At 45.6% G+C, this 13,389-nt stretch carries 8 protein-coding genes and 1 tRNA gene; 8 read left to right on the top strand and 1 reads right to left on the bottom strand.

The genetic code is table 11. The annotated features are described in order from the left end of the window. Positions 1-6 precede the first annotated feature (6 nt). The 8 genes from ACTHY5_RS03320 to ACTHY5_RS03285 all read left to right on the top strand — a co-directional run bounded on the left by ACTHY5_RS03320 (position 7) and on the right by ACTHY5_RS03285 (position 12,896). The gene (locus tag ACTHY5_RS03320; protein ID WP_441876332.1) at positions 7-465 is read left to right on the top strand and encodes a GAF domain-containing protein; all 459 of its coding nucleotides are present in this window, start codon (positions 7-9) and stop codon (positions 463-465) included. 89 nt (positions 466-554) lie between these two features. After that, positions 555-1,166: an RNA chaperone ProQ gene (gene proQ / locus ACTHY5_RS03315; RefSeq protein ID WP_441876329.1), complete on the top strand. Its 612-nt coding sequence runs from the start codon at positions 555-557 to the stop codon at positions 1,164-1,166. 10 nt (positions 1,167-1,176) lie between these two features. Further along, positions 1,177-3,183 (top strand): carboxy terminal-processing peptidase, encoded by a 2,007-nt coding sequence (prc, locus tag ACTHY5_RS03310; RefSeq protein ID WP_441876326.1) that lies wholly within the window; start codon positions 1,177-1,179, stop codon positions 3,181-3,183. A 90-nt stretch (positions 3,184-3,273) separates the two neighbouring features. After that, complete coding sequence (gene pepN, locus ACTHY5_RS03305; RefSeq protein ID WP_441876323.1) at positions 3,274-5,880, top strand: aminopeptidase N; 2,607 nt, start codon at positions 3,274-3,276, stop codon at positions 5,878-5,880. Next, positions 5,880-6,101 (top strand): DUF2835 family protein, encoded by a 222-nt coding sequence (locus ACTHY5_RS03300; RefSeq protein ID WP_441876320.1) that lies wholly within the window; start codon positions 5,880-5,882, stop codon positions 6,099-6,101. The genes pepN and ACTHY5_RS03300 overlap by 1 nt, the downstream gene beginning before the upstream one ends. 255 nt (positions 6,102-6,356) lie before the next feature. Beyond that, entirely contained in the window at positions 6,357-11,192 is a 4,836-nt protein-coding gene (locus tag ACTHY5_RS03295; protein WP_441876317.1) for an NAD-glutamate dehydrogenase, read from the top strand. A gap of 62 nt (positions 11,193-11,254) precedes the next feature. Further along, a complete protein-coding gene (pyrD, locus tag ACTHY5_RS03290) occupies positions 11,255-12,262 on the top strand; it encodes a quinone-dependent dihydroorotate dehydrogenase (RefSeq protein WP_441876314.1) in 1,008 nt (335 codons plus the stop codon). A gap of 97 nt (positions 12,263-12,359) precedes the next feature. Continuing rightward, entirely contained in the window at positions 12,360-12,896 is a 537-nt protein-coding gene (locus ACTHY5_RS03285) for a cell division protein ZapC (protein WP_441876311.1), read from the top strand. Between the two features lie 316 nt (positions 12,897-13,212). Here the strand turns inward: ACTHY5_RS03285 and ACTHY5_RS03280 are convergent. Further along, positions 13,213-13,289: transfer RNA gene (locus tag ACTHY5_RS03280), tRNA-Met, on the bottom strand. Positions 13,290-13,389: the final 100 nt, after the last annotated feature.

Raw genomic sequence — 13,389 nt, 5'->3', positions numbered from 1 at the left:
AGAGCTATGACTGAAAAAACTGCATTTTACCAAAGTCTTATCGCCCAAGCGCAGGCGTTATGCGAAGGCGAACCTAATCGTATAGCCAAATTGGCTAATTTATCTGCGCTACTTAATTTGACGCTAACAGACATTAACTGGGTTGGATTTTACTTATGTGAGCCCAATAGTTTAGTGTTGGGGCCGTTTCAGGGCAAACCCGCGTGTGTTCGCATTCCGCTAGGACAAGGGGTGTGTGGCACCGCCGCGGCAACGGGCCAAGTTCAGCGTGTGGCTAATGTACATGAATTTTCGAGTCATATCGCCTGTGATGGTGCCAGTAATGCCGAAATAGTCTTGCCATTGAGTGATGGCCATACTGTGTGGGGAGTACTTGATATAGATAGCCCTCAATTTGGTCGTTTTGATGAAGAAGATGAAGCGGGTTTAACACAATGGGTGGCAGCAGTGCAGCCCTTATTGTAAGGTTTGGGTCGCTTTTGTCTGTATGCTCTTTATAATATGCGTGTATTAATGTGGGCGATGCGCCCTTAGGTCTTAAACCAAGGTATTTCATGGAAAACTCGGAAAAATTGAAAAACAGTAAAGAAGTTATTGCCTACCTGGCTGAACGCTTCCCTCAGTGCTTTATTTCTAGCGGTGAAGCTAAGCCGCTTAAAATCGGTATATTTCAGGATTTAGCGGCCCGCTTGGGTGAAGACCCTAAGGTATCTAAAACTTTATTGCGTACGGCATTACGTCAGTACACCTCTAGCTGGCGCTATCTGCATGGCTTAAAAGCCGGACAAAGCCGAGTAAACCTAGACGGTGAGGCGTGTGGAGAACTCACCCAAGAGCATGTTGATCATGCCAAGGGCGCATTAAAAGAAAGTAAAGAAAAAGTGTTTGGTGCACGCAAAGACAAACCCGCTGCTAAAAAAACCAAGCCTAAAGCGAAGCCACAAGCCAAGGCTCAGCCCAAAACTCAGCCTGATGCTCAACCTGCGGTACAAGAAGAGTACCAACAGGCAGATCCGGCCACGTTAGTGGTGGCACAAAATATACGTGTCTTACTGGGTAAGTCACCGGTCGCTGCTACCATTAAAGAAATTACCCGTGATGATGTGCAGGTTGAGTTAAAAACCGGTATGTCGGTGCGAGTTAAATTCGAGCATCTTATCCTTTAAGGAGTTGGGTTTGAACAGTCACAAAATTCGTTTGTCTTTGGTCGCCGCGGGGTTGCTGGCGGCAGGTGTTGCTTGGGCGGTGCCGCCAACTACTGATGCCTCCGCTATTCCATTATTGGTACCAGAAAGCCAGCATGCGGCTGCGAGCAAGCGGGTTAGCTCTCTGTTTACCCGTTCTCATTACAGAAAGTTTCAATTAGATGATGCTTTTTCAAAGCTAATATTCGAACGCTATATTGACAGCCTAGATTATGGCAAAAACATTTTTACCCAAGCCGATATAACACGCTTTAAGCGTCATCAAAATAGCTTTGATGACGCCTTTAAAACAGGGCAACTCGATGTTGCCTTTGAAATGTATAATGAAAGCCTTCAGTTGCGCTATCAACGCTTGGTGTATGCTTTATCGTTACTTGATACGCCAATGACCTTTGAAGGTGATGACGAATATCAATATGACAGACGCGAAGCCGACTGGCCTGCAGATGAAGCTGAGCTAGATGTGCTGTGGCAAAAAAGAGTGAAATACGATGCTCTTAGTTTAGCGCTCACCGATAAAGATTGGGATGAGATAAGCGAAACGTTAGGCAAACGTTATAACAATGCCATTAAGCGACTTGTACAAAGTGAAAGTGAAGATGCGTTTCAAAGTTTTGCGAATGCGTTTGCTCGTACTATTGAGCCGCACACCAGTTATTTAAGCCCTCGTAATGCCGAGCGTTTTGAAACCGAAATGAACTTGTCTCTTGAAGGCATAGGCGCGGTATTACAGGCAGAAGACGATTACACTGTGATCCGTTCGTTGGTGCCGGGCGGGCCTGCGGGCAAGTCGGGTGAACTGCAACCGGACGACCGTATTATTGGTGTTGGCCAAAGTAGCGACAGTATTGTGGATGTGATTGGCTGGCGCCTTGATGAAGTCGTGGACTTGATCAAGGGCAAAAAAGGCACTCGGGTTTGGTTACAAATCCAACGCGGCAAAGCCGTCACTACCACTCCCACTGTGGTTGAGCTAACCCGCGACACAGTTCGCCTTGAAGATAGAGCCGCGAGCGGCAGTGTTATTCAGGTCGGTGAGCAAAATATTGGGGTCATTGAAATCCCTAGCTTCTATGTCAATTTAAGTGGTGATGTTACTAAAGAAATTAATAAGCTTAAAAAAGAGCAAATTGATGGTTTAGTGATTGATCTACGAGGCAATGGCGGCGGGGCATTAACCGAAGCATCAAACTTAACAGGATTATTTATCGACAGTGGTCCTGTGGTGCAAATACGCGATGGCTTAGGGCGTATTTCGGTGAATGGTGATGATGATGACATGACTGCTTACGATGGCCCGATGACGGTGCTTATCGACCGTTACTCTGCTTCGGCGTCCGAGATATTTGCTGCGGCATTAAAGGATTATGGTCGCGCAGTCATTTTAGGTGAAAATACCTTTGGTAAAGGCACAGTACAACAGCATCGCAGCTTGTCGCGTATTTACGATTTGCATGAGCACCCGATGGGATTTGTGCAATTTACCATTGCTAAATTTTACCGTATTAATGGCGGCAGTACCCAAAATAAGGGGGTTAAACCAGATATTCCTTTTCCAACTGCTGTCGTGGCTGACGAAACCGGTGAAAGTCTAGAAGATAATGCGCTGCCGTGGGATCAAGTAGACAGTTTGAACTTTGATGCGCTGGGCCATTTTACGCCGGTATTAGCTGAATTACGCCAGCGCCATCAAGCCAGAATTGAGCACGATCCTGAGTTTGTTTATGTATTTGAAGATATTAAAGAATACAAGAAGCAAAAAGAAAAACACTCGATATCATTAAATTTGGCTAGCCGTAAAACCGAAATGGAAGAGCTGGATGCCAAATCGCTCGCCCGCTTAAATGATAGGTTACGCCGTGCTGAATTAGACGAAGTCGCATCATTGGATGATATTCCAAAAGACTTTGAGCCCGAAGACAGCTACTTGGAAGAAGCCGCTCGTATTACCGCTGATTTGACCCAGCTGTCTTACTGATAGTGTTAACCAGTTGGCGCCTTGCTAACTGGTTTTTCTGCAAAGCCGGCGCCCACTTTTACGTTTTTCTACGACGTTAGCGAGATCTCCATGACCCAAACAAATCCACAAGTACAATATCGAGAAGACTATCAACCGCCTCATTACTGGATTGATACCCTAGACTTAGACGTACAACTGCACGACAACGCTACCGACATTGTGGCTATTAGTCGCGTACGACGTAATGGTGAGCATGATGAGCCCTTGGTACTAGACGGTGAGCAGCTGACCTTATTGCAAGTTGCAATTAACGGCATTGATATTACTCAATATCAGCAAACCGACAATAGCCTGATCTTGTCACAACTGCCTGAAATATTTGTACTCACCATTAAAACAAGACTAAATCCTGAGGCGAATACTGCGCTAGAAGGTCTTTATAAATCGGGTAGCGCTTTTTGTACTCAGTGTGAAGCGCAAGGGTTTAGGCGTATTACCTATTATTTAGACCGCCCCGATGTGTTGGCGCGCTTTAGTACTCGTATTACTGCTGATGCCACCGCATATCCTTATTTGTTATCTAACGGCAACCGTATCGATCAGGGGCAGCTTGACGACGGTCGTCATTGGGTGCAATGGCAAGACCCTTTCCCTAAACCGGCGTATTTATTTGCTTTAGTCGCAGGGGACTTTGACGTATTACGCGATACCTTCACTACTCTAAGTGGTAAAGAAGTCGCGCTCGAAATTTTTGTTGACCAAGGCAATTTGCACCGTGCGGGGCATGCCATGGAGAGCTTAAAAGCGGCCATGGCATGGGACGAACAGCGTTGCCAGTTAGAATACGATCTTGATATTTACATGATAGTCGCCGTGAATTTTTTCAATATGGGCGCTATGGAAAATAAAGGCCTGAACGTATTTAATGACAAGTTTGTATTGGCCGACCCTCATACCGCGACGGATAATGACTATTTAGATGTAGAGCGGGTTATTGGCCACGAATATTTTCATAACTGGACCGGTAACCGCGTCACCTGTCGAGACTGGTTTCAGTTATCGTTAAAAGAAGGGTTAACGGTATTTCGTGACCAAGAGTTTTCTTCGGATCTAGGCTCACGCACCGTTAATCGTATTCAAAATGTCCGTATTATGCGCGGCGCACAATTTGCTGAAGATGCCGGTCCTATGGCCCATGCCATTCGTCCCGATGCGGTTATCGAGATGAATAACTTTTACACAGTGACCTTGTATGAAAAAGGGTCTGAAGTGATCCGCATGCTGCATACCTTATTAGGAGAGCAGGCTTTTCAAAGTGGTTTAGCATTGTATTTACAGCGCTTTGATGGCCAAGCGGCCACCTGTGATGATTTTGTTAGCGTAATGAGTGAGGCCAGTGGCCGTGACTTAAGCCGTTTTATCCGCTGGTATAGTCAAGCAGGTACACCAATACTGACCGTAACTGATAAATACGATGCCGTGCAACAACGCTATACATTAACGGTGCGCCAGCATACGCCACCTACACCAGGACAAGCACAAAAGTTACCTTTGCATATTCCGCTTAGCGTTGCATTGTATAGCGCTCAAGGTGAGCCACTTACTTTAATCATGAAGGGGGCTGAAGTAGGCCCAGTGCTGGATGTATTGGACGATGAACAGCATTTTGTGTTTGAACAGGTACCCTCAGAGCCGACACCGGCATTACTACAAAATTTTTCGGCACCTGTTAAATTAGATTATTGCTACACCGATGAGCAATTGACCTTGTTAGCCAAACACAGCATTGATGAGTTTGTGCGTTGGGACGCAGTGCAAATGCTAATTAATAATGCGGCGCGCGATAATGTTGCCCAGTTACAGCGTCATCAGCACACCGTTGTGCCGCGCCCACTCTTAGATGTGTTTCGCGCAACGTTAGAAGACCCTCTGCTTGATAAAGCTTTGCAAGCGCAAATGCTAACATTGCCTGATATAGGGAGTCTGCTAGAGCTGTTTGAACAGGTGGATATTGATCTGTTAGGTCAAGTGCACGAGCAACTGCACAAAGAATTAGCCGCCGCTTTACAGCCATTATGGTTACACGCTTATCAACAAAACCTAACCTCTGAGTATCAGGTTGAACACCAAGATATTGCCAAACGCGCGATGAAAAACGTCGCCTTAGGTTATTTAGCACAAGCTGGTGAAGCCGCCTTAATACAGCAACAATATCAGTCTGCAGATAACATGACTGATACGCTAGCGGCAATGAAAGCGGGCGTGCGGGCAGAGTTAGCACAGGTGAGTGCTTTGCTTGCTGATTTTGAACAAAAGTGGCAGCAAGATGGCCTAGTGCTAGATAACTGGTTTCGTTTGCAAGCAACAGCTCCGGGAGACGATGCGGTGGCGCGAGTGGAACAGCTGATGGCACATCCGACGTTTAGCATCAATAACCCTAATCGTGTACGGGCTGTGGTGGGGGCTTTTATTATGGGCAACCCGCTGCAATTTCATCGCATAGACGGCCGAGGTTATGACTTACTCACGTCAGTGTTAACTCAGCTAAACAGCAGTAATCCTCAGGTTGCGGCACGCATGATCACCCCGCTGATCCAGTTTGCTCGCTTAGATGATACGCGCCAGTTACTGATTAAAGATCGCTTGCAACAGTTAATGGCTTTGCCTGATCTGTCTCGGGACTTATTTGAGAAGATCAGTAAGGCGCTAGCCTGATGAAAAAGCTGCGTTTTCGTGTTGCTATTTCGCGAGCGCAGCTGCTGCAATATTATCAAGGGCGCACAGGGCTATTATTAGTGACGACTGAGCAGGGAGTGCGCCTTAAAGTCGCCTTGCATCACTTTCGCACTTTTGTAAGCCATAATGGGCTGCATGGTCATTTTGAAATAGAGCTAAGCCCAGATAATAAATTACAGCGTATTACGCTACTGTCTTAACGACACCCAAAATAACGTTAAGCGAACGCTTTATGTTTACAACAATGCCTGTATCACGGTTGTGATACAGGCATTTTTATACGCATGCTTAGCCATTAAAAATAAGCGGTGATTTATGAACCAGATGATAAATATACTCTATTTTTTCACGGCTTTGCTCGCATAAAAAATAAGGCCAGCTTACACTGGTTAAAAATCGTTAAGGCGAGCTATTTTATTTATTCGCCATTGCCTGTATCAGAGGACGATAACATCATGATATTAAAAGACACACCAAGAGCCGTGCTGCTGGAAAATGTGTATCAGTTAGTGGCAAAAAAATATCCTGAACCAACAGCCAATTTAGTGAATGCTTTTGTAGGTAAGCTCTATAGCACCATTACGCATGATGACCTGCACCACCGCAACGAGAGTGATATGTATGGTGCAACCATCAATTTATGGAATGCTTTTAAAGCCCGTAATAACGAGGCCCCCCACGTACGGGTATATAACCCAGAGCTTGCGCGTGATGGCTGGCAATCGCCTCATACCATAGTTGAAATTATTACCCAAGATGCGCCTTTTCTGGTCGACTCTGTGCGGATGGTGCTAACGCGAATGGGGATTACCGCTCACTTTATGCTGCATCAACCTATGCACTTAGTTCGTGATAAGCATGGCGAGATAGAGCAAGTGTTAACCGGCTTTGAGTCGGTAGAAGAGCAAAGTATAGAAACCACGTTTTTGATTGAAATCGACAGCTTAACGGATGCCGATACCTGCCAGGCACTGAGTAAAGAGTTACGCTCCGTTGTAAATGAAGTATTGTTGGTTGTTGCAGACTGGCAGCCTATGTCACAGCAACTACACCGCATTATTGACGAGTTACCACAGCAAACACCTCAGGCTCACCCCGATAATGTAGAAGAAACATTAGACTTTTTAAATTGGGTAGCAGAAGACAGGTTCACCTTGTTGGGCTATCGCCGCTATCATTTGTCTGAAGTCAATAACGATCATCAATTGTTGCCTGACGTTGATACCAGCTTAGGTCTAATGCGTAATGCGCCACCCAGCGAGGCATTGAAACTCAGTAGCTTAGCGCCCATTGCACGAGAGGCCGCACTGAATAGCAATGTACTCATACTGACTAAAACTAACCACCAATCGCGGGTACATCGGCCTTACTATATCGACTACATTGGAATTAAGCGCTTTAATGAACAGGGTAAGGTGATCGGTGAAGATCGTTTTATCGGCTTATATGCGTCTAATATCTATAATACCAGTGCCTTAGAAATCCCACTGATTGGCGCTAAATTAACCCGTATTCTCGAAGGTGCTCATTTAGAGCCCGGTGCCCACTCATTTAAAGCGTTATCTCATATTTTAGAAACCTACCCCAGAGATGAATTAATTCAAGCCAGTGAGCAAGAGCTTACTGATATTGGTATGGGCGTGTTGGGCATGCAAGAGCGGGATCAAACGCGGTTATTTGTTCGAAAAGATGTGTTTGGTCGCTTTTTTTCTTGCATGGTGTATGTCACTAAAGAGCGCTATAGCACCGAACTTCGAGAGAAAACCCAGCAAATTTTACAACACTATTTTGGCTCAGAAGAAGAAGTTGAATTTAGCACTTATTTTTCTGAGGGCGCTTTAGCGCGCACCCATTATTTAATTCGGGTAGCCAACAACGCAATGGATATTGATGTGAACGAAATTCAAGCAAATCTAAGTGAAGCGGCTCGCAGCTGGAAAGACAAGCTAACACAATCGCTAACAGCGGGTGTTGGTGAAGCCGAAGGGAAACGATTATCGGCTAAGTATGCCACGGCTTTTCCCCCTGCTTATTCAGCAAAAGTGCTACCAGGGGCCGCGGTAGCCGATATCGAAAAGCTAGAGTCATTAAGTGACGATAATCCGCTAGGTATGTTGTTTTATCGTGCCCAAGAAGAGCCGGCTGATTCTAATCGAGTGCGCTTAAAACTCTATCATAGAGCCGAGCCGATTCATTTATCTGATGTGCTCCCTATGCTTGAAAACTTAGGGTTGCGCATTATTGGCGAAACGCCGCATAAAATTGAATGTGCCAATGAAACCTTATGGTTACTTGACTTTTCAATGTACTACACAGGTTTACCATTAAATTTAGATAACTGTCAGCAGCGCTTTCAGCAAGCCTTTGCTCAGGTGTGGGACAATCAGCTTGAAAATGATGGCTTTAACCGTTTGGTGCTGGCGACCGAAATGACGGGCCGAGATATAAGTGTATTACGTGGTTACGCTAAATATATGCGTCAAACTGGGGTGACTTTTGGTCAGCGTTATATTGAAGAAACGTTGTCACGTTATCCTCACCTTGCCGCGTTATTATTCTCGCTATTTGAACAGCGTTTTTCGTTGTCTATCACGCAAGACGCCGAACAGCAGCAGGCACTACACCAGCAGTTGGTGAGTGGGCTAGACAAGGTTGCCAACCTTGATGATGACCGTATTATTCGTCGTTACTTAGAAATGATTGAAGCGACCACTCGTACCAACTTTTATCAGATGGCAAGTGATGGTAAGGCAAAAGAGTACATCTCTTTTAAACTGGCCCCTGAAACCATCAGTGATATGCCGCTGCCGTTACCTCAGTATGAAATATTTGTTTACTCCCCCCGAGTTGAAGGGGTGCACTTGCGTTGGGGTAAAGTAGCCCGTGGTGGTTTACGCTGGTCTGATCGCCGTGAAGATTTTCGCACCGAAGTGCTGGGCTTGGTGAAAGCACAGCAAGTGAAAAATACCGTGATTGTGCCTGTAGGGGCCAAAGGCGGTTTTGTATGTAAGCAGTTACCTGAAGGGGATCGTGAGGCTTTCTTAGCGGAAGGAAAAAGCTGCTATCGCTTGTTTATTCGTGCCTTATTAGATGTCACCGATAATATTATTGATGGCGAAGTGATCCCGGCAAAAGACGTAGTACGCCACGATGAAGACGACTACTATTTAGTGGTGGCCGCCGACAAAGGCACCGCTACTTTCTCTGATATTGCCAACGAAATTAGTGCCGAGTTTGGGCACTGGTTAGGGGATGCCTTTGCCTCTGGTGGCTCTGTGGGCTATGACCATAAAAAAATGGGCATTACTGCCCGCGGTGGCTGGGAGTCGGTAAAGCGCCACTTCCGTGAAATGGACATAGATTGTCAAACCACAGACTTTACCGCCGTCGGCATTGGCGACATGGGCGGCGATGTGTTTGGTAACGGCATGTTGCGCTCTAAGCATACCTGCTTGGTGGGTGCTTTTAACCACTTGCATATTTTTATTGACCCCACACCCGATGCGGCCAGCACCTTTAAAGAACGTGAGCGTTTATTTAATACCCCGGGTTTAAGTTGGGCTGATTTTGATGCCAGTCTTATTTCTGAAGGCGGGGGTGTCTTTGAGCGCTCGGCCAAATCCATTACGCTAAGCCCACAAATGAAAACCTTACTCGATACCACAGCCGACAGCTTAGCGCCAACAGAGGTCATTCGACATTTATTAATGGCCGAGGTAGATCTGATTTGGAACGGTGGCATAGGCACCTATGTGAAGTCAGCCGATGAAACCGACACCGATGTGGGCGATCGTGCCAATGATGCGGTGCGGGTTAATGGCGCTCAGCTGCGCGCGCGCATCGTCGGTGAGGGCGGTAACTTAGGTTGCACTCAGTTAGGCCGTATTGAGTATGCTCGCCAAGGGGGGCGTATTAACGCCGACTTTATAGATAACGTGGGCGGCGTGGATTGCTCAGACAACGAAGTGAATATCAAAATCTTATTAAACAGCTTGGTGGATAAGGGCGACTTAACCATGAAGCACCGTAATCAATTGTTGTTTGATATGACAGAGGCAGTGACCGAGATAGTACTAACAGATGCCTATCGTCAATCGCAAACGATCTCCATTACTCGACATCGCGGCGCAGGGCCATTAAAAGAGCACCAGCACTTTATTCAATGGCTAGAGCGAGAAGGTAAATTAAACCGGCAATTAGAGTTTTTACCCAGCGATGAAGAAATAGCCGAGCGTATGGCGGCGGGGCAAGGCTTAACACGCCCTGAACTCGCGATTTTAATGGCCTATGGCAAAATGGTGTTAAAAGAGATGCTCAATATCAGTGAGCTGACCGATAACGACTATATTGCCCGCTTATTACCCATGAGCATGCCGAAAAAATTAGTGGATGAGTGTGGCGATGCGCTCACTCATCACCCCTTGCGCAGTGAAATTATTGCCACCCGTTTGGCCAATATGATGGTTAACGATATGGGCTTTAATTTTGCTAAGCGCTTGCAAGATGAAACCGGTGCCACTATTGCTGATGTTGCCATCAGCTTTTTGATTGCTCGTGATGTGTTTGGCATGGACACTTTATTCCGTGATATAGAAGCCTTAGATAATAAGGTATCGGCTAAAGTGCAGTTAGATATGTTTTATCAGGTGCGCCGTTTGGTGCGTCGTGCAACACGTTGGTTCTTGCGCTCTCGTCAGCGCAATATGAGCATTGAGCAACATATTGAACAGTTTAAACCTGTATACAATACGGTTTCTGAGCACTTATATACGTCATTGGTTGCCTCTGAGGCGAATCAGATCAAGCAAGAGGCTGCGGCGTTAGAAGCCGAGCAGGTGCCAACCTCTGTCGCAGAGCGCGTGGCTAAAATGAGCAGTGCTTTCTCGGCGTTAGATATAGCACAAGTTGCCAAAGAACAAGATCGCGATATTCCTGTGGTGGCTGAGTTATATTTCCATTTAGGCCATGAGCTTGAGCTGCATTGGTTTTTAGAGCAAATAACCCAGCAAAAAGTAAATAACCACTGGCAAGCACTGGCCCGTGCGGCATTTAGAGAAGACTTAGACTTTCAACAACGTAGTCTGAGTGCTGTGGTGCTGAAACACTGTAAAGAAAAGCAAGAATGCGCTAATATGCTCAGCCTATGGCTGGATGAGCACGAACAGTTGCTAAATCGTTGGCGCCATTTGTTGGCCGAATTTAAAGCCTCGAGCAACCATGAGTTTGCTCAGTTTTCGGTTGCACTGCGTGAGCTGAATCTGCTCCATCTTAATTGTATGAACGCCGCTTAATATAAAAGTGGTTCATGTAAAGCCCCAGCCAACACTGGGGCTTTTTTATAAGGACAAATGACGTGTATTCTTTGGCTAAATCTCTCTTTTTTCAATGCGATGCAGAACGTGCTCACGAATTTACCATTAAAGGGCTGGCCAAAACGCAACATACACCACTTGCCGCTTTGTACCGACGGCCCAAAGTAATGAATCCCGTTGAATTAATGGGGTTGACGTTTGATAATCCCGTAGGCTTAGCCGCAGGGCTTGATAAAAACGGGGATTGCATTGATGCCTTTGCCGCTATGGGCTTTGGTTTTATTGAAATTGGCACAGTAACGCCGCGTGCACAAGATGGTAACGACAAGCCTCGCTTATTTCGTATCAAAGAAGCCGACGCCATTTTAAATCGTATGGGGTTTAATAATAATGGCATCGATTATTTAATTGAAAATGTTAAACAGTCTCGCTATCAGGGCGTGCTGGGCATTAATATAGGTAAAAATAAAGACACCCCCATAGAGCATGGCAAAGATGACTACCTGATCTGCATGGAAAAAGCCTACCAACATGCGGGGTACATTACGGTGAATATCTCGTCGCCTAACACCCCTGGCTTGCGTAGCTTACAATACGGTGAAGCATTAGATGACTTGTTGGCGTCACTTAAAGAAAAACAGGCTCAATTAGCGCTACAACATCGTAAAAATGTACCGCTATTAGTGAAAATAGCGCCGGATTTATCCATGGCTGAAATTGAGCAGGTGGCAGATAGCTTGGTGCGTTATAACATTGATGGTGTTATTGCGACTAATACCACCCTAGATAGAGACTTAGTCTTTGACTTGCCTCATGCTCATGAGATGGGCGGACTGAGTGGTCGACCGGTGCAACATAAAAGCACAGTGGTTATTAAAGAGCTATCCCGTTATTTAGATAATCGCTTACCCATTATTGGGGTAGGGGGCATAGACTCACTAACGGCGGGGCGTGAGAAAATGGCTGCTGGTGCAAGTTTAGTACAGGTGTATTCTGGCTTTATTTATCATGGCCCGGCTCTTATCCAGCAATTAGCGCGCCATCTTTAATATAAAAATGTACTAATTATTAATAATGCGCTATAAATTAGCGTATTAAATAACAATCTATTATTCGTGTCTATGAGAGACATAAGGTGTGATTAGGATGTTGCTTCAACCAAATGATCAGTGGCGCTGGTTTGTGGGTGAAGAGGGTCACCTCATGTTGGAGTTAGGGGGTGATATGCTCTTTTGCACGCCCTATCTTAAAAAAAATTTGGTGCGTGCAGAGCAGCTTGATCAGTGTTTTTCGGTAGAGGACACTGGGCTTTACTATAATTTCATTGATAAGTTGTCTTCATTTGGCTCTTCAGCCCAACGAGTACAGGCGGCATTAAACGCGGTCGCGGTTGCCCGTTTTTATAAACCGCTAATGCCACAAAGTTGGTTTTTTGAACCGCAAGCGGATTACCATCAGCCTGAGCTAGGTGAGTTAATCGCATTAGATATTACCACTGAATTGCTTACGCTGATGGTAGTAGAAACCTCACCATCAGCGTCTGTTTGTATCTCTCTTGCAGGTGAAAAGTTACTCTCGAATAGTAAGCAGCTCATTACCTTTGGCGCTATTAAAGTGATGAACGATAGGATCATCAGCTTAGATACTCATGTTAATGAGCAGCATATTCGTCAAGTAGGTTAAAGAAATTGGTCTGCTTTAAATTGAGCTGAATACTCTTTGAGCTTACTATCAACAGTAGGCTCTAAGCTGATGGCTGTTCTACTCCGAGCGTACGGTCGAATTTATTCGACCGCTTTTCAGTAAGTTTCCAGATGGGTCTTAGATTACTACCAAGATGAGCAGGTGCTGCTGATTTGCAGACAGCAGAAGGATCTTAAATAAATAAGTGATAAATATTAGTGCATTAATGGGTGTTTTAGATATATGTAGGGTAGGGCTGAGGTAATAAATAATGGGGTAATCAATAGGGTATGTTAATAATAGCTTGGCTATTAATTGGTTGCGGGAGCTGGATTTGAACCAACGACCTTCGGGTTATGAGCCCGACGAGCTACCAAACTGCTCCATCCCGCGTCCATGACATAACTGGTACTGCTTAAAAGGTATTACTTTCGTTTAAATTGGTTGCGGGAGCCGGATTTGAACCGACGACCTTCGGGTTATGAGCCCGACG

The sequence above is a fragment of the Oceanisphaera sp. genome, from assembly GCF_052084945.1.
In the GTDB taxonomy this organism is placed as follows: Bacteria; Pseudomonadota; Gammaproteobacteria; order Enterobacterales; family Aeromonadaceae; genus Oceanimonas.
This window is presented reverse-complemented; position numbering and strand designations above follow the sequence as displayed.

Bases quoted from the DNA above. Each gene is read 5' to 3' on its own strand.
- ACTHY5_RS03320 (WP_441876332.1), top strand. From the start codon at position 7: ATGACTGAAAAAACTGCATTTTACCAAAGTCTTATCGCCCAAGCGCAG.
- proQ (WP_441876329.1), top strand. From the start codon at position 555: ATGGAAAACTCGGAAAAATTGAAAAACAGTAAAGAAGTTATTGCCTAC.
- pepN (WP_441876323.1), top strand. From the start codon at position 3,274: ATGACCCAAACAAATCCACAAGTACAATATCGAGAAGACTATCAACCG.
- ACTHY5_RS03300 (WP_441876320.1), top strand. From the start codon at position 5,880: ATGAAAAAGCTGCGTTTTCGTGTTGCTATTTCGCGAGCGCAGCTGCTG.
- ACTHY5_RS03295 (WP_441876317.1), top strand. From the start codon at position 6,357: ATGATATTAAAAGACACACCAAGAGCCGTGCTGCTGGAAAATGTGTAT.
- ACTHY5_RS03285 (WP_441876311.1), top strand. From the start codon at position 12,360: ATGTTGCTTCAACCAAATGATCAGTGGCGCTGGTTTGTGGGTGAAGAG.